A 25,356-nucleotide genomic window follows, 5' to 3' on the forward strand; every position below is an offset into this window, starting at 1 on the left:
CGATCGGACTATTGGTTCATTCGGCGCGGCGCCTGGCGGCAAATACTTCGTGTATCTCGGTTCCGATCAAACGCGGATCCTGCTGAGTCTGCGCGGACAGGCCCTGCCGACCGAGCAGCTCGCAGACTTCTCGCACGCGGCCGTCGCGATCATGGACTTCGGCGACGACGGCGTGGATACGAGGCCAGTCCGCTTCGGTGATGCCATGCAAGACATCCAATTCGGCACGCTCGACATCGACTTTGAGCAACCCGATCTCGCTGTCGCGGCAATGTTCGTCCAGTATCGCGGAAACGGTGGTGACCTCGACCTCCAGTGGTACGCCCTCGTGCAGGCCGCTGGTGATGAGCGCGATGGCCTTGTCGTCCAAGCCGCTGTTGCGCAGATAGATCTTGGTGGCTTCGTCGTCTGCCTCGCGATCGGCGAAGAAACCCGAGTTCGCCGATGCGTGCGGATACCAGGTGAACGGGCGCGTGCCCGGTGTGGCACCGACAGCGATCTGGAAAGATGTCCCGTCCGGAACGTGCGCTGCAATATTGCGCTCCAGGCAACGAAAAGTCATCGGCACGGGCTCGACCGCAATGACGTGAATTCCGGGGCAGGTGTCGGCGAACATCATCGCGGTCAGTCCGATGTTGGCACCGATGTCGAGGGCAACGTCTCCAGGGCAAAGGCACGCGGCGGCACGCTGGTAGAACCCGTGCGTCGCGGTCGTCTCGCCCCAAAGCATCCGGGCCTCGACCGGGCTCGTGCAGGTCACCGTTCTGCCGTCGTCGAGACGCAGTTGCTGCAAATTGGTCAGCATTGTTCCATGAACCTTTCGAGGACAGGGCCGACGATGGCCAGCGCATATGGATGGCTCAACTCGAGGTGGCGGGCGTCGACGACGACGTTGTGAATGTCGCCGCTGACATAGGGCCGCCACGTGTGCGCGAGAGCATCGCGGTCGGCGTGGTCCTTTCCGGCGGTGAAGAAAACCAGGTCGCCATCCAAGACACTCGGCCGATAACCGGCGGCGATCTCGCTCGCGGTTCGGAAGCTCTCCATCACCCGATCCGTCTGTTCGGCGGTGAACATTCCAGTTGCGATCACCTGATCCCGGATGACACTCCACGCTTGCTCGTGGGTGGTCGCCTGCAGCTCGTCGCCGAGGTCGAACAGCTCCCGCCAGCCGCCGAGCAAATCGGCCATCAGCTGTCCCGGTGCGGGCTGGCCCGCGGGGGATTTGGCCGGTTGCGATGGTGCACCTGCTGCGCTGTCCAGCAGGGCCACGATGCCGACCCGATCACCGTCGCGCTGCAGTTGTACCGCCATAGCGTGCGCTATCTGACCGCCCAACGACCAGCCGAGCAGGTGATACGGCCCCGTAGGCTGCACTCGGCGAATTTCGGCCACATAGCGTGCGGCCAGTTCGTCGACGGACTCCGCACGTGGTTCGCCGGAAACGACGTGCGGATCCTGCAACCCGTACACCGGCCGATCCGGATGCAGATGTTCGATGACGCCGCCGTAGAACCACGCCAGACCGCCCGCGGGGTGCACGGCGAAGACCGCCGGCTCGGATCCGCTCGCGCGCAGCGCCAGCAGTACCTTCAGGCCGGAGTCGCCTTCCGAGTCGTCGGCCCTGCGCGCCAACGCCTGCGGAGTGGCATCCTCGAACATCCAGGGCAGTTCGACCGTCACACCACGAGTCCGCAACTCTGTTATCGCGATGGTGGCCAGCAGTGAGTTGCCCCCCAGGTCGAAGAATCCGTCGGTCACCCCGACCCGCGGGGTTCCCAAGACCTGCGCGTACACATCGCCGATCACTTTCTCGGTATGAGTCCGCGGTGCGACGAATCGATACGCTGCTCCGTCGAAATCGGGAGCGGGCAATGCTTTTCGATCCAGCTTGCCGTTGATGGTCAACGGCAGATCGGGCAGGACCATGACCACCGAGGGCACCATGTAGCTCGTCAGCACCTCGGCAGCGGCTGCCCGGACCTGGCGCGGATCGATCCGCTGCCCGTCGGTGCCGACGACGTAACCGATCAGCTGATCGATGTCGCGCTCGTGGCGGTGCACCGCCGCGGCGGCCCGCGACACCGACGGATGCCGTAGCAGCGCCGACTCCACCTCGCCCAGCTCGATCCGGTACCCGCGCAACTGAACTTGCGCGTCGCCCCGGCCTGCGTAGGTCAACTCCAGCCCGCTGCTGGTCTTGCGCCAGCGGGCGACATCGCCCGTCCGATACAACCGGCCGCCGTTCGGATCCAACGGGTTCGCCACGAAGCGGCTCGCCGTCAACGCCGGAGCCCGCAAGTAGCCGCGCGCGAGTTGCCTTCCGGCGATATAGATCTCGCCGCGGACACCGATCGGCACCGGTTGTAGCCGGTCGTCGAGCACATACACCTGCAGCCCCGGCAGCGGTTGTCCGATCCCGGCTGCGCCCGGGTCATCGACCTCGGCGAATGTCACGTGCACGGTCGTCTCGGTGATCCCGTACATGTTGACCAATTGCGGCGATCCGGGTTCGTGCGCAGCGAACCAGCCGGTCAACCGCGCCGCATCCAATGCCTCGCCACCGAAGACGACATACCGGAGCACGAGATCGCCGCAGCCGCCACCGGATTCCCGATATCGGCGCTCCGCGTCGACGAATCCGTAGAAGGCCGAGGGGGTTTGGCTCAACACCGTGACGCGCTCACGCGCCACCAGTTCCACCAACGCCTCCGGTGACCGGGAGGTGTCGTGGTCGACGACGACCAGCCTGCCTCCGGTCAGCAGGGCACCCCACATTTCCCAGACCGCGAAATCGAAAGCGTACGAATGGAACATCGTCCACACGTCGTCGGGGTGGAAGTCGAATCGTTCGGCGGCATGGGTCAACAATGTGACGGCTTCGCGATGGCTGACGGCCACTCCCTTCGGGGTGCCGGTCGACCCGGAGGTGTAGATCACGTAGGCGAGGTTGTCCGGTCGCGCGGCCGAGGGCACCGGACCGTCCGGGACCGCGGTCCGGGATTCTTCGATCAGTAGCGTCGGTGCCGCGTATCCCGTTACGTCCTTCGCCATTTCGACAGAGGTCAACACCGCGGCCGGACGCGCGTCGTCGAGGATGAAGCGCAATCGCTGCGGCGGGCTCGCCATATCCAGCGGCAGATATCCGGCGCCTGCGCGCACGACCGCGAGCAGGCCCACGACCAAGTCGACCGAACGCGACAATGCCACTGCCACCAGGGTTTCCGGCCCCACACCGCGCTCGGTGAGCCGGACGGCCAGCTGGGTGGCTCGCCGATCCAGCTCCGCATAGGTCAGCTGCGACACACCATCGGTCACCGCGACCGCATCCGGCTGCGCCGCGACGCGGAAGGTGAACAGGTCGGCCAGGGTCACATCCGCGACCGCGACGCCGTCGACTCCGGCAGCGGCCAGCACCTCGCGCCGCTGGTCGGGATCCACGATGTCGATATCGCCCACGGCGACAGCCGGATTCACGACCCCATGCTCCAGGATCCGGGTATACGCGTGCGCGAACCGACTCATCGTCTGCTCGACGAACAGATCGTCGGCGAAGGTCAGTCGCCCGACCATGCCGTCCGGACGGCCCCCCGCACCGAACCGTTCGACGAGCTTGACGTTCAGATCCGCGCGGGCCTGGTCGAAGCCGTTCTCGATCGGTTCGACGGTGAGCCCCGCCAGCTCCAACGCGGCTGCGCTGAGATCCTGGACGTCGAGCATCACCTGATAGAGCGGCATGTGCGCGGTCGACCGCCGCGGATTCAGCGCCTCCACCACCTCCTCGAAGGGCACATCGGCATGGGCGAACGCGGCGAGATCCGTCTCGCGGGTGGCAGCGAGCAGGGCGGCGAACGGCTGCCGCGACGACACCCGCGACCGCAACACCAGCGTGTTGACGAACATGCCGATCAGATCGTCGAGTTCGCGGTCGCCGCGGCCGGCCACCGGGGTGCCGATCGCGACATCGTCGACGTCGGCCAGCCTGGACAGCAGCACGGTCAAGGCGGCGTGCAAGACCATGAACACCGTCGCGTTGGCCTCGCGGGCGAGGGCAACGATGCGAGCGTGCAACTCGGCGGACAGCTCGAAATCGACCACGCGGCCCCGCATGGACGGCACCGGCGGCCGGGGCAGGTCGGTCGGCAGCTCGAGCAGTTCGGGCAGCCCGGTGAGGCAGTCGGTCCAGAATCGCAGCTGCCGGGAGACCAGCGAGTCCGGATCGTGTTCGTCGCCGAGCACCGCACGCTGCCACAGCGCGTAATCGGCGTACTGGATCGGAAGGGGCGGCCAGTTCGGTTGTTCCCCTTGCCTACTCGCCTCATATGCCACCGCCACGTCCCGCGCGAGCGGCATCATCGACTGTCCGTCGGCGCAGATGTGATGCACGCAGATCACCAGCACGTGATCACGGTCGCCGAGGGCGAACAATTCGGCTCGCACCGGAGGTACTCGGGTCACATCGAAGCCCGCGGAGACCACCGCCGTCGCCCGCTCCAGCACATGTTGTTCGTCGACCCGGATCGGAATCAGAGCCGGTGCGACCTCGTCGGCGCCGACCATGACCTGACAGGGCGTCCCGTTGATCATCGGAAACTTGGTTCGCAGCGACTCGTGCCGGTCGATGACCAGCTCGCACGCCTGCCGCAGCGCATCGATATCGAGCTCGCCCCGCAGCCGGACCACCAGCGGAATGTTGTACCCGCCGACCGAGGTGTCGAATTGATTGAGGAACCACATCCGCTGCTGTGCAGGGGACAGCGGTACCAGAGCTGGCCGGGTGCGCGGTGTCAGCGGCACGGCGACGTTCCGGTCGGCTGTAGTGAGATGCGCGGCGAGTTCGGCGACTGTCGGTGCGTCGAACAGGTCCCGAATACCGACGCTCACGCCGAGTGCCGTGCGCAATCGCGCGACCACGCGCGTCGCCGACAGCGAATTGCCGCCGAGCTCGAAGAAGCTGTCCGCTGCGCCTACTCCGCCGACGCCCAAGACGTCGCCGAAAACGTCCGCGACGCGCTGTTCGGTGTCGGTACTCGGGGCGACCCATTCCCGCTTGTCCGGGAATTCCGGCGTGGGTAATGCCGCCCGATCCAGCTTGCCGGTCGCGGTCAGGGGGAACTCGGCGAGCGGCATCAGTACGCCGGGCACCATGTGCGCGGGCAGATGACGTCGGGCAGCAGCCTTGACCTCGCTCGGATCGATGCTTTCGTCGCCAACCAGATAGCCGACGAGCTGGTCGGTGCCGCGCTCGTCCGTTCGCAACACGACCACCGCGTGGTCGACTCCGGGATGCTCGGACAGCACGGCCTCGATCTCGCCGAGTTCGATGCGTTGACCGCGGATCTTGACTTGGAAATCACGGCGGCCGAGGTACGCCACGGCGTGGTCCGAAGTCCAGCGGGCAAGATCGCCGGTGCGGTACATGCGCGACCCTGCCGCGCCGAAGGGATTCGCCACGAAGGCACCCGCGGTTGCCGCAGGCCGGTTCACATACCCGCGCGCCAGCTGGATCCCCGCGAGGTACAACTCCCCCACCACCCCGACCGGCACCGGACGCAACCACGGATCGAGCACGACGGCTTCGACGCCGCGGATCGGTCCGCCGATCGTCACCGCATCGCCCGGGTGCAGCGAACCGCTGATCCCGGCCAGAATCGTGGCCTCGGTCGGTCCGTACCCGTTCAGCAAGCGCCTGCCCGGTGCCCACACCGAGACCAGCTCCGGTGTCACCGCCTCGCCGCCGGCGATCAGCACTCGCAGTGAGTCCATACCTGCCGGTGCCATGGTGGCCAGCACGCTCGGGGTGAGGAACGCATGCGATACCCGTTGCACCCGAATCAATTCCGCCAGCTCATCGCCGGCGAACGCGTCCGGTGCCGGCACCACCAGCAATGCGCCGTTCGCATGGGCCAGCAGTACTTCGAGGACCATCACATCGAACCCGGGACCGGACGCCTGCAGCACGCGCGAACCGGTGTCCACTCCGAAGCGGTCACGCACTACCGCGGAGAAATTCGCCAGCCCCTCGTGGGTGACCACGACGCCCTTCGGGAATCCGGTCGACCCCGAGGTGTAGATCATGTACGCCGCATCCCGGAGTAGTGGGGTCCGCAGACGATCGGCGTCGGTGACGGTGGCCGCGGACTTGGCCGCGACAGCGGTCTCGGTGTCCGGATCGTCGAGGACCAGCAGGCGCACCGCATCGAGAAGCAGATCCCGTGATGCCTCGACGGTGAGCGCGACCCGCACACCGGAGTCCGCGATCATGTGTGCCACGCGCTCGGCCGGATTGCGCGGATCGATCGGCACGAACGCCGCACCCGCCTTGGCCGTCGCCCACAGGCCGAGCACGAACTCCGCCGACCGCGCCATCGCCAGCGCGACGTGGTCGCCGGGGCCGACACCGCACTCGATCAACTGCCGCGCCAGCTGGTTCGATCTTGCATCCAACTCGGCGTAGGACATCGTGCACCAACCTGAAAGCAGCGCTGCCGCAGTGGGATTCATGTCCACGCCTGCGGCCAGCAACTCCGCGAGCAGCTGCGGCGACGCGGCACTGCCACCTGTGGCCGGCACCAATTCACGCCGATCGGCTGTGGACAGCAGATCGACCGAATCGAGCCGCGCGTTCGGATCAGTCGTGATCGCGCGTAGCACGATGTCGAGCCGGGCGGCGAGACCGGACGCCGTCTCGTCGTGGATGCGGTCCTGCTGGTAGCGCAGGCGGACGTGCAGTTGGTCGGTGTGGTGCGCCTGCACGGTGATCGGGTAATGCGCGGCGTCGCGACCTTCCGCCGCGACCACCCGCATCCCATCGATGTCGGCGTCGCCCAATCCGCTGCTGTCGACCGGGTAGGACTCGAACACGACCAGCGTGTCGAACAGGGACACGGCGTCCACGGCCGCCAAAATCTGCGGTAGTTCGAGGTAGTGGTGGTCGAGCAGACGGGCGTTGTCGGCCTGCAGTCGAGTCAGCGCATCCTCGATGGTCCGGTCCGGGCGCACCTCGACGACGACCGGAATCGTATTGATGAACAGACCGATCATCGACTCGACCCCGGACACGTCGGCGGGACGGCCGGACACCGTGCTGCCGAACACCACGCGGTCGGCCCCGAGCAGGTTGCTCAATACCACCGCCCAGGCGAACTGGACGATCGTCGCCATCGTCACCGCGTGTGTCCGGCCGAATTCCACCAACTCGGCCGTCGCGTCGCGATCGAGAACGACCGGCAGATCGATCGGGATGGTCGCGGTCGTATCGGTGTGCGGATCGGCGACCAGCGTGGGCTCGGCGACATCGCGCAGCGCGTCCCGCCACGCCTCGATGCTTCCGGTGCGATCGCGCCGGTCCAGCCATTCCAGATAATCGTGGTAGGGCACCGCATCGGGCAACAGCTGCGGCTGTGCGTCCACCGCGTACAAGCCGACCAGTTCACGCCACAGCAGCGGCAGCGACCAGCCGTCGAGCAGAAGGTGGTGGGCGGTCAGTATCAGCCGGAAGTCTCGCGGTCCCACCGTAACGATCACGAACCGCAGCAGCGGCGGATCAGCCGGATCGAACCCGGCCGCCCGCTCGGCGTCGATCACCTCGTTCAGGTCCGGTGTGCTGTCGGACAGCGTGATGCTGCGCCACGGGATGTCGGTATCGGCCGGAATCACTTGCACCGGAACGCCTTCGGCGGTTCGGGTGAAGGCGGCCCGCAGGTTGCTGTGGCGTGCGAACAGGGCCCGCGCGGAGCGCTCGAGCCGGTGCTCGTCGACCGCGCCCGATAGCGTCAGCACCGATTGCGCGATGTATACGTCGAGGTGGCCCGCGGCTACCTCGGCGTGGAACAGCAGCCCCGCCTGCAGCGGCGCCAACGGCCACACGTCGCTCAATCGTCGGTACCGGTCGGCGAACGCGTCCAGATCGCGCTGGGTGACGTCGGCGAGCGGAACGTCTGCCCGAGTCAGTCCCCAATCCTGGTTCGCGACGGCCGCGATGGCGGTCAGAGCATCGACCCATTCTTCGACGAGTTCGGCCACCTCGTCGTGGTCGAGCAGCCGCGAGGCGTAGCCGACGTACGCCGACAGCTGAGGTCCGGCTGCCGCGTCGACGATGTTCACGTCGATCGTGACGACCGCCGCCGCCGGCATATCCGGATCGAATGCGGCCCGTCGGTCGAAAGGTTCGTCGGTCGGAACCCATGGCAGATCCGACAATGCCGTGAGATCGACGCCGCTTCGCCCGAGATTGTTGACACTGATCTGCGGCTCCGGCAATACCGCGAGCCGCTCGGCCGTAGCGGTATTCAGATAGCGCAGCAGGCCGTAACCGATTCCCTTGTCCGGGATGTCGCGCAGCTGGTCTTTGACGGATTTCACCGCCGCGCGCACATCAGTGGGATCGACACCACTCAGGTCGAGCGCCGCCGGATATCGAGTGGTGAACCAGCCAACGGTTCCGGAGACGTCCGCGCCCTCGACGATCTGCTCTTCGCGACCGTGCCCCTCCAGCAGGACATTCATGCCCGCGTATGCAATGCCGCGACGCCGCCGCCAGCGAGTCAGGGCCACGGTGAGAGCGGCCAGCAGCGCATCGTCGACGCTACCGCGCACGGCTTCGGGCACCTCGTCGAGCAACGCCGAGGTCACCTCGGCCGGGAGTGACACGGTCAGCTGACCCACGGTCGATTGGGTGTCCAGCGTGGGATCAAAATCCGCACGTCCGAGCAACGGATCGGGTGCCGAACAGATCCGATGCCACAGCTCGAATTCGCCGGCGCGCGCTGCCGCGGCGGCGATCATCGCAGCCGACCACCGACGCATAGAGGTGCCCGGCGCGGCCAACTCGACCGGCCGCCCCTCGGTGATCTGCTGCCACGCAGTCACGAAGTCGGGCAGCAGAATCCGCCACGACACCGCATCGACTGCCAGGTGATGGATCACGACGAGGGCACGGGCCTGCGCGTCGAAGCCCGTTTCGGGCAGCAGGCACACAACGTGCACCATCTTGCCCACCGCCGGGTCGAGCCGGTCGAACGCCGTAGTGGCCGCCGCCTCCACCACGGCGGCGAAACCGGCGCTGCCCGGAGCCTCGCCGGCGCCGAAGGTCCGGACGGAGACCGAACCGGCGGGATCGGCAGCGCTCGGTGGCAGCACCTCCCAGCGTTGGGCATCGAGCCGCGAGCGCAGCACATCGTGGTGTTCGACGATCGCCCGCACGGTCGCGACCACGTCGTCGACGCGCGCGTCACGCGGCAAGCGCACCAGCATGGACTGCGCGAATCGAGCCGGTGCCCCGAGTCGCTCGACAAACCAGGACACGATCGGCGTGAACGGAATCTCGCCCACACCACCGCCGGGCAGCTCGTCGAGCGACGCCCGCTCGGCGGCCTGCGCCACCTGTGCCAGTCGTCGAACTGTCTTGCGCTCGAAGATGTCTCGAGCCGCCACGCCGATGCCTGCGGACTTCAGCCGCGAGGCCAACTGGATCGACATAATGGAATCGCCGCCGAGCGCGAAGAAGGAGGTTGTCGCGCCCACCGTCGCGACACCGAGGACATCCGCGAAGGCGGCGGCGATGGTGCGTTCCAGCTCGGTCGATGCCGCGGCGGCACCGTCCTCAATGGTCTCGAAGACGGGCTCCGGCAACGCTTCTCGATCCACCTTGCCCGTCGAGGTGAGCGGCAGGTGGTCGAGCACCGTTATCGTCGCCGGCACCATGTGGGCGGGCAAGGCGGTCGCCACGTGATCGAGTACCGCGCTCGGATCGGCGACCGCTGCGGGTTCGGCCGTGATGTAGGCGGCAAGCACAGGTTGCCCGCCGGGCCCGGTACGGCTTACGGTGACCGCAGTGGCAACCGCCGGATGCGTGAGCAGCGCGACGTCGATTTCGCCCAGCTCGACACGCTGGCCCCGAATCTTGATCTGGAAATCGAGGCGGCCGATGTATTGCAGCGTGTCCTGCGTGGTCCAGCGGACGATATCGCCGGTGCGATACATCCGTGAACCCGGCGAACCGTAGGGGTTCGCCACGAACGAAGCTGCCGTTGTCGCAGGGCGATTCAGGTAACCGCGCGCCAGCGCGGCCCCCGAGAAGTACAGTTCCCCCGCTACTCCGATCGGCACCGGTCGCAGCCGCGCGTCCAGCACCACCGCCTCCGCACCGCGGATCGGTCCACCGATGGTGAGCACCTCGCCCGTGTGCACAGGGTCGCTGATCGTGATCACGATCGTCGTCTCGGTCGGACCGTAGATGTGGTGCAATCGCCGCCCGGCCGCCCAGGCGGCAATCAGATCCTGCGCCACCTTCTCGCCGCCGACCGCCAGCATCCGTATCGAATCCACCTCGGCAGGCGACATCGTCGCCAGCACACTCGGTGTCAGGAACGCATGCGTCACCTGATGTGCTCGGATCAGCGCGACCAGGTCTGCGCCGCCGAGCACTTCCGGCGGCGACACCACCAGCGCCGCGCCGGCAACGTGCGCCATCAACGCTTCGAGCAGGACCGCGTCGAAGGCGGGTGCCGCAGCTTGCAGCACGCGCGACGTGCCGTCCACCCGATAGCGCTCGCGCTGCTCGGCCGCGAAGGACGCCAGCCCCTCGTGGGTAACCACCACGCCCTTTGGCGTCCCGGTCGAACCCGACGTGTAGATCACGTATGCCGCATCCTGAATCCGCAGTGCGCGTGGGCGGTTCGCGTCCGAGACGGCGTGGCCGGGACGTGCGGCGATGTCGGCGGCCGTGCGTGGGTCGTCGAGCACCAGCCAGCGGACGTCGTCGGGTAGGGATATACGCGCGGCCGCGACCGTGATGCCGAGTTCGGCACCGGAGTCGTGCAGCAGGTAGGCGATCCGCTCCGGCGGATAGCGCAGGTCCACCGGGACGAAGGTGGCGCCGGTCTTCGTGATCGCCCACATGGCGACGTGATAGTCGGCCGATCGTGGCACGGCCAGCGCGGCGCACATTCCGGGCCCTGCGCCGCAGGAAAGCAACTGCGCCGCAAGCTGATTGGCGCGGCGGTCGAGGTCGGCGTAGGTGAGGGCCCGGGTGCCGTCGACCAGGGCGATCGCCGAGGGGGCGGTTGCCACGGCCGAGGCCAGCAGATCAGGAAGCAGACGCGGCGCAGGGGCGTCACTGCCGCGCGCCGGGACCAGCCGTTCGGCCTCCTCGGCACCCATCAGCGGGATGTCGCCCACCGGCCGCGTCGGATCGCAGACCACTGCATCCAGGACGCGGATGAATCGTTCGGCCAGCGAAGCCGCGGTCGATTCGACGAAAATGTCTGTGGCATAGATGATTTCGCCCTCGATACCGGCAGGTCGATCCCCTTCGATGCGTTCGGTCAGCAACACCGTGAGGTCGGTCTTGGCCTGGGCGATACCGGGATCGAGCAGTTCGACATCGACGTTCGGCAGCTGGAACCGGGCCGCCGGGGTGTTCTGCAACCCGAACAGCACCTGATAGAGCGGCGTATACGCCGTCGACCGGGGCCGGTCGAGCAGATCGACGAGTCGCTCATAGGGCAGATCCGCGTGCGCGAGCGCCTCGAGATCGACGCCGCGCACCTCCGCGACAAGCTGCCGGAACGACCTGTCGTCGCGGACCGGCGTGCGCAGCACCACGGTGTTGACGAACATGCCGACGAGATCGTCCAGCGCCGGGATGCCGCGACCCGCTACAGGCGTGCCGACCGACACGTCGTCGGTGTGCGCGGTGCGCGCCAAGACGATTGCCAGTGCGGAATGCAGCACGACGAATACGGTCACGCCCTCTCGACGGGCCAGCCGCACGACCTCGTCGTGGAGCCGCTGCGGTATGCCGAAGCGAACACTGCCACCGACCATCGACATGGTCGCAGGCCGAGGTCGATCGGTCGGTAGGTCGAGCAGCTCGGGGGCGTCAGCGAGCACCTCGGTCCAGTAGGCGATCTGACGCGCGATCAACGACGGCGAATCGTCCTCTGCGCCGAGCATCTCCCGCTGCCACAGTGCGTAGTCGATGTACTGGACTTGCAGTGGTTTCCATTGCGGCGCTTGGTCTTTCACCCGCGCACGGTAGGCTGCGAACATGTCGCGTGCCAGCGGCGCCATCGACGAGCCGTCGGCGGCGATGTGATGGACGACCAGTACCAGAATGTGCTGGCCAGGGCCGGTGCGATACAGCCGCACCCGCACGGGCACCGCTGCCGAGACGTCGAAGCCCGTCTCGACGGTCTGCCGGATCCGCTCGCCCAGCACGATCTCGTCGGCGACCGGCTCCGGATCCAGTGCCAGGCCATCGACTACTGTCGCCACATCCCGCACGACCTGGCACGGTTCGCCGCCGACCGCGGGATACACCGTCCGCAATGGCTCGTGCCGCGCCACCACGTCCTCGAACGCCGCACGCAACGCGTCGACGTCCAGCGCGCCGGTCAACCGGGCCGCGAAACCGATGTTGTAGGCCGCCGAGTCGGTATCGAACTGGTTGATGAACCACAACCGTCGTTGCGCCGCCGCCAGCGGGACAGTCCCCGGGCGCGGCCGCGGCGCGAGCGGTATCAGCGACGACCGCGTGCGCTGCGCCAGGCGTGCCGCCAATCCGGCGATCGTCGGCTCCTCGAAGATATCGCGGATACCGACCTGGACACCGAGCGCCGCCTCGGCGCGCGCGGCGATCCGGGCAGCCGAGAGCGAGTCGACACCGATCTCGAACAGGTTCGCCCGCACGCTCACCCGATCGCTACCCGTGATTGTGGCGACGATATCGGCCAGTGCCGCTTCGCGTTCGGTGCGCGCCGGCACGAATCCCTCGCCGTCGTCGAACGTCGGTTGCGGCAACGCGGCTCGGTCGAGCTTGCCGTTCGGGGTGAGCGGCATCTGCGCGAGCACCTCGACGCGCACCGGAACCAGATACGACGGCAGTGTGCGAGCGAGCTGGTCGCGAATCGCGCGACCAGCGGTAACCGCTCCTGGCGCGAGCGTCACGTAGGCGACGATTCGCTCCGAGGTCGCGACAGCAACAGCACGAGCAACCTCCGCTATCGCGCACGCCGCCGCTTCGATGTCCCCCGGCTCCACCCGCTGACCGCGGACCTTCACCTGGAAGTCGCTGCGGCCCAGAAAATCCAGCTCTCCAGTTCTCGTCCACCGCACCAGGTCACCAGTGCGATACAGCCGCTCCCCCGGCGTGCCGAACGGATGCGCGACGAAGGCTGTGCACGTCAGATCGGCGCGGCCGTGATAACCGCGCGCCAGCTGCACACCCGAGACATACAGATCACCGACAACACCGACCGGCACCGGTTGCAGTCGCTTGTCCAGCACGTAGACCCGCATGCCGGACACGGGCGCGCCGATCGGGACCGTCGCAGGGGTTGTCGCGCCGGGCAGGCCGTGCGCGGCGGTGACCACCTCGGCCTCGGCCGGGCCGTACCAGTTCACCACCTCTGCGCCGGTGAACACTCGCACCGCGGCGTCGACGGTGTGCTGCGCCAACGCCTCACCAGCGACGAATATCCGCCGGATCGAGGGCAATTCGGTATCACCGACGGCTTCGAGGAGAACATCGAGCATCGACGGGACGAAGTGCACGGTGCTGATGTTGCGGCTCGCGATGACCTGGGCGAGGTAGGCCGGATCGCGGTGGCCGTCGGGTTCGGCCACCACGATGTGCGCGCCGATCTGCAACGGCCAGAACAACTCCCATACGGCTATGTCGAAGGTGATCGGAGTCTTGTACAGCACCGAGTCGGCCGCGGTGTGCGGCCACTGCCGCTGTGCCCACGCCAGCTGACTCATGGTCGCGGCATGGGTCAGGGCCACCCCCTTGGGAACGCCGGTGGAGCCGGAGGTGAACAGGACGTAGGCCACATTGTCCGGCCGCAGCGGCGCACACCGTTCCATGTCCGTGATCGGCGCACCGGACAGCCCGGCCAGGTCCAGCCGATCGACGCGAACGCAGGTGAATCCCTCGGGCAGTCCGGTGCCGTCCGTTGATGTCGTGAGCACCATCAGCGGTCGCGCCGCACCCAGCACACCGCCGATTCGCTCGCTCGGTTGATTCGGGTCGATCGGCAGGAACGCGGCACCCGCCTCCAGCACCGCATACAGCGCTGTCACGAGGTCGATCGAGCGCCGAATAGCTACGGCTACAACCGTTTCCGACCTCGCATCACGCGATATGAGCCACCTGGCCAGCCGATTGACGCAGGCGGCGAAATCCCGGTAGGTCAGCACGTCGCCGTCCGGAAGCCGAATCGCCGGAGCATCCGGGCTGCCTTCCACCTGTTCATCGAAGGCGTCCACCAGGGTTCGGCCCACGGATACGGGGTCGCCGGTGTCGTTCCAACGGTCGAGCACCAGCTGCCGCTCGGTGGCATCCATTAGATCGAGCTCACCGATCGGCGCATCGGCATCGGTCGCGACGCCGTCGAGCAGGCGAACGAACCGGTCGGCGAAACGCTGTGCGGAGTCCGCGTCGAACAGGTCGGTGGCGTAGGTCAGGCGCAGCGTCATGCCGGCCGGCTCATTGTCCGGCCCGTGGTCCTCCGTCATCATGAGCAGCAGGTCGTAGATCGCGGCACTGTCGCCCGGATCGATGGTCTCGACCGTGAGCCCCGGAAGTTCCACGCGCGCACGCACCATGTTCTGGTAGGCGAGCATGACCTGGAACAACGGCGTGTGTGCTGTCGACCGTGCCGGATTCAGCGTTTCCACCAGCTGCTCGAACGGCACGGTGGCGTGGTCGAAGGCCTCGATGTCGCTGTGCCGCACCGCATCCAGCAAGCCGGTGACCGTCTGATCGAGCATGACGCGGGTGCGCAGGACCAAGGTGTTGACGAACATCCCGACCAGATGGTCGAGCGCCCGGTGGCCGCGACCCGCGTGTGGCACGCCGATGGCGATGTCGTCGCTGCCCGACAGCCGTGACAGCAGCACCGCGAGCGCCGCATGCACCACCATGAATGTCGTCGCGCGGGCTCGCTGGGCCAGGGACTCCACCCGGCTCTGCACATCCGCCGGAATCTCGACGTGGATCACCGCGCCGCGGTGGCTCTGCTCCACCGGGCGCGGTCGATCGGTAGGCAGCTCGAGCAGTTCGGGTATGCCCGCGAGTCGGGTTCGCCAGTAAGCGATATCGCGGGACACGGGCGAACCCGAGTCGTCCGGCGAGCCCAGCACCTCGCGCTGCCACAGGGCGTAATCGGCGAACTGGACCGTGAGCGGTGCCCAGTCCGGCAGGTTTCCGGCGGACCGCGCACGATAGGCCGTCACGATATCGGCGGCCAGCGGCGCCACCGAATAACCGTCACAACTGATGTGATGTACTGCCAGCGCGACCACCCAGGCCCTGTCCGACAGTTGGTACAGCGCGACCCGCACCGGCACGCCCTTCGACACATCGAATCCGGTGTTCGAGAACGCGGCCAGCCGACGCGCGAGCTCGCCCTGATCGATCCGCTGCGGGCTGAGGTCCCAGCCCGCGACGACATCGGCCGCGTCCAGCACCACCTGCGTGGGTGTGCCGTCGACCGCTGGGTACACGGTGCGCAAGCTCTCGTGCCGCTCGACGACATCCCCGACAGCCGCCGCGAGCGCATCGACATCGAGCACTCCGTCGAGGCGAAACGCGAGCGGCACAACGTATCCCGGGGAAGCCGGATCGAACTGGTTGAGGAACCACATCCGGGCCTGCGCCGTCGACAACGGCAGACGGTCCGGTCTCGGTTTCGGCGTCGGGGCAGGCAGACCGGGCGCCCCCCGCAGCTGTGCGATGCGCTCGGCCAACTCGGCGACGGTGGGTGCCTCGAACATCATGCGCACCGGTAGGGTCGCGTCGACGGTGGCGCCGATCCGGCTCAGCGCGCGCGTGGCGACCAGCGAATTCCCACCCAGGTCGAAGAAGTCGTCGTCCGCACCGACCGTCGGCAAGCCGAGCAGCTCGGCGAAAACCTCGGCGACGGCCTGCTCCACGAGCCCTCGCGGCGCCCGGTATTCCGTGTGATCGATCGGATCCGGAGCAGGCAATGCCCGGTAGTCGACCTTGCCGTTCGTCGTCAGCGGGACGGCGTCGATCCGGACGATCGCGGACGGCACCATATAGGCCGGCAGTCGCTCCAGCAAGAAGCGTCGAATCTGCTTGGTGTCCAATGTCTCCGGGGTGACCACGTAGGCGACCAAGCGTTGCTCGTCGCCGTCGGAATGCACCCGTGCAACGGCCGCGGTCACCTGTTCGTGCGCGAGCAGCGCTGCCTCGATATCGCCCAATTCGATCCGCAGCCCGCGAATCTTCACCTGATCGTCGGCGCGTCCGATATAGCGCAGGGCGCCGCCTTTGTCCCAGTGAACAAGGTCGCCGGTGCGGTACAGGCGAGATCCGTGCGCGCCGTCGAGCGGGTCGGCGACGAATGTCGCCGCCGTCAGATCGGGACGTTGGTGGTATCCGCGGGCCAGCTGAATGCCGCCCAGATACAGCTCACCGGTCACCCCCACTGGAACGGGGTGCAGTCGCGAATCCAGCACGTGCACGATGACGTTCGGCTCGGGAACCCCGATCGGCACCGCGGAGCCGTCGATCCCGTCGATGCGATACGCGGTCACGCTGACCGCGGCCTCCGTCGGTCCGTACAGGTTGTCGATACGCGCGTCGCTGAGATCCCGGAAACGGCGAACGGTTTCAGTCGGCAGCGCCTCGCCGATGCACAGCACGCGCCGCAGGTCCGGGAACCTGCGCCCGTCGGCCGTCTCGTGGAACACCGAGAGCAATGACGGCACGAAATTTGCTGTCGTCACATGATATTCGGCTGTCAACCGGGCCATCGCATCCGGGTCGCCGCTCCCGTTGGGGCCCGCGACAACCAACTTCGCACCACATATCAAAGGGCAGAACAACTCCCAGACCGACAGGTCGAAGGTGACCGGAGTCCGCAACAGCATGACGTCGTCGCCGAGCTGGTAGTGCTCACGCATCCAGCGGAGTTGATTGACCACCGCGGCATGCGGTACCGCCACCCCCTTCGGCACCCCGGTCGAGCCCGAGGTATAGATGACATACGCCAGGTTCTCGGGATACAGCGGCTCGAGCCGATCGGCGTCCGTCACCGGCGCCGCATCCCGGTACTCGGCGTCGAGTTCCGCGAGCGCCCATACCGGGATGTCGTCGGGCAGATTCGCTTCGTCGAGCGGACGGGTGAGCACCGCCAGCGGCCGCGCGGCGGCGAGCACGACGCACACGCGATCGAGCGGGTGATCCGGGTCCAGAGGCAGGTAGGCCCCGCCGGCCGCATGGATCGCATACAGCGTGGTCAGCAGGTCGATGGAGCGGTGCATCGCCACGGCCACAACGGTTTCGGGGCCAACTCCGCGTTCGATCAACGAACGCGCCAGCGAATTCACCCGCGCCGCGAACTCTCGGTAGCTGAGTCGCGCGCCGTCTTCGGAGTCGAGCACCGCCGTGCTGTCCGGCGTCGTTGCGGCCTGCGCGGCGAACAGGTCCGCGATCGTCGCAGACGACGGCGGCGTCGTCCCTCCTGTTCCGCGCACGGCCAGCTCGCGTGCCTCGTGCGCGGTCAGCAGCTCGATATCGCCGACCGCGCGGGCGGGATCGGCGACTATCGCACGCAGCAGCAGCACGAATCGGTCGACCATCGAATTGATCGTCGCCTCGTCGAAAAGGTCTGTAGCGTAACTGAATTCGACTGCCATCTCGTCCGGTTCACCGTCGCGCTCTGCGGTGTCGACGAGATTCAGATGCAGATCGTATTTGGCCACACCGGAATCGGCGATCCGGGCCGACACTGTCAGTTTCTCGAACTGCACCGAGGGAATCTCGATGTTGTGGAACGAGAAACCCACCTGCGTCAACGGCGCGTGCGCGGCCGTGCGTGGTGGATTCAGCACTTCGACCAGGCGCTCGAACGGGATGTCGGCGTGGTCGAAGGCGGCCAGATCGGTAGCCCGGACCTGTTCCAGGATGTCGAGGAAGGACGCGCCGGGTTCGATGTGCGTCCGCAGCACCAGGGTGTTGACGAACATTCCGACCAGGCGCTCGAGTCCCGGCTCGCCGCGACCGGCGACGGGCGTGCCGACAGCGATGTCACCGGTTCCCGAAAGCCGGGCCAGTAGTGCGGCATACGCCGCATGCAGCACCATGAAGACCGTCACGTCACGGCGGCGGGCCAGGGCGACCAGGTGACGACCGAGGTCGGCGGGCAGTGTCGCCGACACGGCCGCACCGCGGAACGATTGCCGCGCCGGGCGCGGACGATCGGTGGGTAGGTCGAGTACTTCGGGCAGACCGGCCAGAGCAGCCCGCCAATACTCGATCTGGGTCGCCGCCGGGCAGTTCGGGTCGTCCTCGGTGCCGAGCCATTTGCGTTGCCACAGAGCGTAATCCGCGTACTGCACTGGCAATGGCGACCACTGCGGCGCCTCGTGCCGCAGGCGAGCGTTGTAGGCGGTCATCAGGTCCGCGGCCAGCGGCGCGAGCGAGGATCCGTCGAAGCTGATGTGATGAACGAGGAAAACCAAGGCGTGTTGATCGGATGCACTGCGCAGCAACGTGATTCGGAACGGAACCTCGCGGGTGACATCGAATCCGGCCGCGGCCGCCGCGGCGATGTGCGCCTCGACGTCTGCCGCCACCACCTCAACGGGCTCCAGCGGGGGTAGTGCCGCCTGCACCGACACGATCAGCTGGTGCGGGCCGCTGTCGCTGTCCGGGTAAACGGTCCGCAGAGCTTCGTGCCGGTCGAGCACATCGGCGATCGTCGCGTGCAAGGCGGCCACGTCGAGGGGGCCCGACATGTCCACAACCAGGGCGATGTTGTACAGCGCCGAGCCCGTGTCGAACTGATTGAGAAACCACATGCGGGCCTGGGCGGGCGACAGCGGCATCCGCGCCGGACGTACCTGCGGAATCAGTGGTTCCCGCCCGGGTGCGTCGATGGCCCGCAGATCCTCCGCGAATGCCGCGATGGTCGGCGCGTCGAACACGGTGTGCAGCGGAATTTCGACACCGAACACTGCGCTCAGCCGCGCGGCTACCCGCGTCGCCGACAGCGAATTGCCGCCGAGATCGAAGAAGTTGTCGAGGACGCCGACGCGATCAATGCCCAGAACAGCGCCGCACACATCGGCGACGATCTGCTCGGCTGCGTCGCGGGGCGCGACGAACTCGGTGGTCGCGGCGGCGAACACCGGTGCAGGCAACGCGGCACGGTCGACCTTGCCCACCGATGTCAGCGGTAGCGCGTCGAGCACCGTCACCGCGTCCGGAACCATGTGCAACGGCAGGCGTTGCGCGGCATAGGCCGTCAGCTCCGCGACATCGACGGCATCCGTCGCCGGCGTGACATAGGCGGCAAGCCTCGGTCCGCTCTCCGTCGCGACGCTGACCGCCACCGCGGCCGCCACCGCTGGGTGCCCGGCGAGGACGGCTTCGATTTCGCCGAGTTCGATGCGCTGGCCGCGGATCTTCACCTGGAAGTCGGTGCGCCCGGCGTATTCGAGGGTGCGCTCGGGTGTCCAGCGGACCAGGTCGCCGGTGCGGTACATACGTGCCCCCACCGCACCGAACGGATCGGCTACGAATGCCGACGCGGTGTCCGCGGGTCGGGCGAGGTATCCGCGGGCGAGATGGATACCGGAGATGTACAGCTGTCCCGTCACCCCGACCGGCACCGGCCGCAGATTCGCGTCCAATACCAGGGCCTCGACACCGCGGATCGGGCCACCTATCGTCACGCGGGCACCGGAGCACAGGGGATCACTGATCGCGACCATCATCGTGGTCTCGGTCGGCCCGTACCCGTTGAACAACAGACGGCCGGGACTCCACACCGCGACCGTTTCCGCCGACACTGCCTCCCCACCGGCGACCAACGCCTGTAATGAATCCACATCGGTAGGCGACATCGTCGCCAGCACGCTCGGCGTGATGAATGCATGCGAAACCCGTTGCTTGCGAATCAATTCCGTCAAGCGAACGCCAGCGAAAACATCCGGCGGCGACACCACCAAGGCCGCTCCGTTCGGGTGCGCCATCAACAACTCCAGAACCACCGCATCAAAGCCCGGAGCTGCCACCTGCAACACCCGCGCGGAACTGTCGATCCGATAGCGTTCACGTTGTTCGGCGGCGAAATTTGCCAACCCCTCGTGCGTCACAGTGACGCCCTTCGGCTCCCCCGTCGACCCTGAGGTGTACACCACGTACGCCGTGTTCGAGGCACGGCAGGCGCGGACCCGATCCGCTTCCGTCACGGCGGCCGGGGATCGCGCCGCGATGCAGACCTCGGTGCCCGGATCGTCGAGAATCAACCGCTCGACCGTGGACGGGAGCAGGCCCTGGGTCGCTTCCACCGTCAACGCCACCCGAACATCCGCGACCATGAGCGCGACTCGCTCGGGCGGATGCCGCGGATCCACCGGGACAAATGCCGCACCCACCTTCGCCACCGCCCACATCCCCACCACGAGTTCCACCGACCGCGCCATCACCAGCGCGACCTGATCATCCGGACCCGTCTCCCACTCGATCAGCAACTGAGCGAGCTGATTCGACCGAGCATCCAACTCCCCGTACGACACCGTGCGTTCTCCCGACACGATCGCCGCGGCATCCGGTTCCTGGACCGTCAGCAACTCCGCCAGCACCCGTGGTGTCTCGGCACGGCCGCCCGACGCGGGCACCAACGCGGCTCGCTCGGTCGTCGACAGCACATCGACGCTACCCACTTGCTGCTGTGGATTCGACACGACCGAGTCGAGGATCCGATTCAGTCGCGCGGCGAAGTCCTCGATCGTCCCCCGATCGAACAGATCGGTGGCGTAGTTGATCCGTATTCCGAGATCGCCTGCCGCCCCGGTGTTCTCGGCGACGGTGACGATGATGTCGACCTTCGCTGGTTGCGGTCCCGGATCCAGGATCTCGGCGGTGAGCTCGGGCAGCTCCAGGCTCGGGCGGTCCATATTGTCGAAGGCGAGGTACACCTGACACAGCGGATCGTGCGCTGCCGACGGCATCGGATCGACCGCTTCGACGATGCGTTCGTACGGCAGGTCGCTGTGGGCGAAAGCTTCGATATCGATGTCTTTGACTCGCGTCAGAAACTCCGTGAACGATTCGTCGCCGCGCACCGGGGTGCGCAGTGGCACCGTGTTGACGAACATGCCGATCAGCGGTTCCAGCGCGCGCTCGCCGCGGCCCGCGACCGGCGTCGCGATGGTGATGTCCGCCGAATCCGACAGCCGGGCGAGCAGAATGGCCAACGCGGCATGAACGACCATGAAGGTCGTGACGTTCGCCGTGTGCGCAACCCGCTCGATCCCGGCGCGGGTCTCGGCGGGGAGCGCGGTGTCGACGACATCTGCGAGCATGGACTGGCGAGCCGGCCGACGCCGGTCGGCGGGGAGTTCCAGCAGCCGAGTCATTCCCGCCAATTGTGCTGTCCAGTAATGTAATTGGCGTGCCGCGAGCGAGTCCGGATCGTTTTCGTCGCCGAGCACACTGCGATGCCAGATGCTGTAGTCGGCGTACTGCACGGTCAGTGGTTGCCAGTCCGGGCCGTGTCCCTGCGACCTCGCTCGGTAGGCCGCTGCGAAATCGGCCGCTAGCGATGGCAGCGACGATCCGTCGCAGCAGACGTGGTGCAGGACGACGACCAAGACGTGCCGCCGCTGGTCGGTGGACGCGAGCAGTGCGACCCGGATCGGCGGACGTCGGCGCACGTCGGTCCCGGTCGAAGCCAGCTCGCGGATCCGGTTGTCGAGATCTTCGGGGCGGGTGAGCTGCGGGGTCGAATCGAGATCGGCAGCGACTTGCTCGGCCGACAGGATCACCTGCGTCCCTTGACCATTCACGGCGGGATAGACGGTTCGCAGAGATTCGTGCCGTTCGATCACGTCGGTCAGCGCCGAGCGCAGTGCCCTGGTGTCGAGGTGTCCGGTCAGCTGCAGAACCAGCGGAATGTTGTACGCCGCCGATCCCGGGTCGACCTGATTGATCAGCCAGATCCGATTCTGTGCGGGCGCCAACGGAATCGGCTCGACGCGTGGCTGCGCCCGCAGGGCGGGGCGGCTGGATTGCTGACCGGCTTCGATATGGGCGGCGAGTTCGGCGACGGTCGGCTTGGCGAACAGATCGAGCACCGATACCTCGCGCCGGGTCAGCTCGGTGATCCGCACGCAAGCGCTGGTGGCGGTGAGCGAATTGCCACCCAGGTCGAAGAAGCTGTCCAGCACACCGACCCGCGGAGTGTCCAGGACCTCTGCGAAGACGTCGGCGATGGTCTCCTCGACGACGGTGCTCGGCGCCAAGTACGCCGCGGCCGAACCGACGGCCAGCTCGGGCAGCGCCCGATAGTCGACTTTGCCGTTGACGGTCAGCGGCAACGCCGGCAATACGACGATGTGGGCCGGGACCATGTAGTCCGGCAGCATCGACCAGACGTGCACGCGCAGCACCTCGGGCTCGCACACCGCATCGGCGGCGGGCACGACATAGGCGATCAGCCGGGCCGCTTCCGTGCCCGGCAGGTGCACGATGACGACCGCCGTCGAGACCGCACTGTGACTCAGCAGCGCACTGCGGATCTCGTCCAGCTCGATCCGGAACCCGCGCAGCTGCACCTGCTGATCGGCACGTCCGCGATATTCCAACTCACCCTTGGTATTTCGTCGAGCGACGTCGCCGCTGCGATAGAGACGCGCACCCGGCTCGCCGAACGGGTCGGCGACGAAGCGTCCTGCGGTCAACCCGGGGCGGCCGCGGTAGCCGCGGGCGAGTTGCGTTCCCGCGACATAGATCTGGCCCCAGGCGCCCAGCGGCGCCGGGCGCAATCGTTCATCCAGGATGTACACGCGCAAGCCCGGAAGCGGTGGGCCGATCGTGCTCGGTGCGCCCGGCACGGCGATATCGGGTGTCAACCGGAGATAGGTGACGAAGACGGTGGTTTCGGTGATGCCGTAGCTGTTGGCCAGCACTGGCGGGTTCGGATTGTGCTCGTACCAGTCCGACAAACCCGCCGGATCGAGAGCTTCGCCCGAGAGAACGACGAGTCTCAAGGAAAGCTCACTGTCGGGCTCCCCGGCGGCCGCAAATCGCTGTCGCGCGGTCGCGAATTGATGGAATGCCGAGGGTGTTTGGCTGAAGACGCTCACCTTCTCGCGCGCCACCAAGCGCACGACGTCGTCGGGCGAACGCGTGGTGGGGCTGTCGACCACGACCACCTGGCCGCCGGTAACCAACGCACCGAAGATCTCCCACACCGAATAGTCGAACGCGAACGAATGGAACAACGTCCACACGTCGTCGGCGCGGACTCCGATTTCGGTACACGCGTTCGTCAGATAGGTGGCGACCGCGCGATGGGTGATCGGCACGCCTTTCGGCCGTCCCGTCGATCCGGAGGTGTAGATGACGTAGGCGACGTTGTCGAGGCGCAGCGGGCGGGTGCGATCCGCATCGGTGATCGGATGAGCGGTTTCCACACCCGAGTGGTCGTCGAACAGCACCACGGGACCGGCGTCGCCGGGCACCTGATCGCGCATGCTCCGGTTCGTCACCACAGCGATCGGATCGGCATCCTGCAGCACGTACTCGAGTCGATCGAGCGGGTGCGCGACGTCCAGCGGCAGATACCCGGCCCCCGACTTCAGCACCGCCACCGCGACGATGATCAAATCGGCATCGCGTGGCATCGCGATGGCCACCAGCGATTCCGGCCCAGCACCGAGGGCGATGAGCTTGCGGGCGAACCGGTTCGAGCGCTCGTCGAGCTCACGGTAGGTCAGCGCGGTCGTACCCGACGTGACGGCGACCGCGGACGGCGTGGCCACGGCCTGTCGCGTGAGCAGATCGACGAGTGTCGCGGAACTCGCCGAGCCGTCGCGGCCGGCGAGTTCGCCGAGCATGCGCCGCTCCTCAGCGGGATCGACGAGCGGGATGTCGACCACGCGGGTGTCGACGGGCGAGTCCATCATGCGATGCAAGAAGTCGATGAATCGATCAGTGTGCACGTCGAGTTCGTGCTGGCTGTACAGGTTGGCGTTGCCGTGCAATTCGATGAGCAGCGGCGCGTCGGCCCCGGAGCGGTACATATTGAGCTGCAGGTCGTCCAGGGCACCGGAGGTCAGTGCGCGGTAGCGGCCGAGCGCCGAGCCGAGCCGAATCTCGGAATCGAAGAACAAGATATTGAGAATCGGACCGAACGAGGTCGCGGCCGCGTCCAACGCGTTGGAATCGCGGCGCAGATCCTCGAACCGGTAGAGCTGGTGCCGCATCGCCAGGACGAGCTCGGACACCGACGCGCGAATCAGCCCTTCCACGGTGGTCGTCGCGTCCACGGCGAATCGGATCGGCACCATGTTCGCCAACATCGCTGCGGCGTTCCGCAAGCGCAACGTCGTCCGTCCGGTCACCGGAAGCGACAAGACGACGTCGTCGGTGTCCGTCATGCGGGCGAGAAACGCGGCGAACGCGGCCACCACCACCTGCGCGGACGACGCGTGCAGGTCGTCGGCGAAACGGTCGAGCATGGCGGTCAACCGCGACGGCAGCGGCCGACCGGCGAAGCGGTCGTCCTCACTCCACTTGGCGGTGCGACCGGACAGGCTCGTCGTCGGCGGCAAATCGGCGACCTTGTCCAGCCAGTACGCCTTGTCGGTGTCGAACCGGCCGCTCATGCGATATTCGCGCTCCGCCGCGATGATGTCCGCCAGCCGGGCCGCCACCAGCCGGGCCGGCGGCCTGCCCTCGAGTAGCGCGTTGTAGTGCTCGGCCACTCGGTTCAGGGTGTTGAACGCGCCATAGCCATCGATCACCAGATGATGGGCGCGCGCGTACCATAGATACCGGTCTTCGCCGAGCCGGATGAGCCGCGTGGCGGCGAGCCGATCCTGGGCCAGGTCGATAACCTTGGTGTTGTAGTCACGGCGCATCCATTCCATCGCCGCCGCGTACGGATCTTCTTCGGCGCTGAGATCCAGCAACGGTTCGTCGTAAACGATGCTGCGGTCGACGAATTGATACGGGTTACCGCCGGATTCGACCACCCGGACAACAAGAGACTCGGTCTCGTGGCCGGCGTCGTTCACCGCCTTGGTGAACGCGTCGTAGTCTATAGGCCCCTCGATCTCGACGTAGTGTGCGATATTGACGTTCGGGCCGCCGGGCAGGTTGTTTGCGAGCCACATTCCGTATTGCGCCCTCGAAAGCGGAATCAGATCCGGATCTCGGTCGGCAGGCGTGGCTGAATTCGGACTCATCGTTTGACCTCTCCTCGAATTCCGAGACACAGGAGCAGCGCGCAACAAAGACCCGTCAGTGCCCGGAATTTCCGGTAGGTGTTTCTTTACTCACCGATGCAATTACATATGCACCTCACCGAC

The 25,356-nt window shown here is 67.0% G+C and carries 2 protein-coding genes; both read right to left on the bottom strand.

Features of this window, described 5'->3' with window-relative positions; genetic code table 11:
- Nucleotides 1-16 precede the first annotated feature (16 nt).
- On the bottom strand, nucleotides 17-805 hold the full coding sequence (locus ACIBW7_RS05735) for an FkbM family methyltransferase (RefSeq protein WP_397044523.1): 789 nt from the start codon (nucleotides 803-805) through the stop codon (nucleotides 17-19).
- Complete coding sequence (locus ACIBW7_RS05740; protein WP_397044525.1) at nucleotides 799-25,233, bottom strand: non-ribosomal peptide synthase/polyketide synthase; 24,435 nt, start codon at nucleotides 25,231-25,233, stop codon at nucleotides 799-801. The genes ACIBW7_RS05735 and ACIBW7_RS05740 overlap by 7 nt, the downstream gene beginning before the upstream one ends.
- Nucleotides 25,234-25,356 lie beyond the last annotated feature (123 nt).

It is taken from the genome of Nocardia sp. NPDC049526 (assembly GCF_044465765.1).
Lineage (GTDB): Bacteria > Actinomycetota > Actinomycetes > Mycobacteriales > Mycobacteriaceae > Nocardia.

Bases quoted from the DNA above. Each gene is read 5' to 3' on its own strand.
- ACIBW7_RS05735 (WP_397044523.1), bottom strand. From the start codon at position 805: ATGCTGACCAATTTGCAGCAACTGCGTCTCGACGACGGCAGAACGGTG.
- ACIBW7_RS05740 (WP_397044525.1), bottom strand. From the start codon at position 25,233: ATGAGTCCGAATTCAGCCACGCCTGCCGACCGAGATCCGGATCTGATT.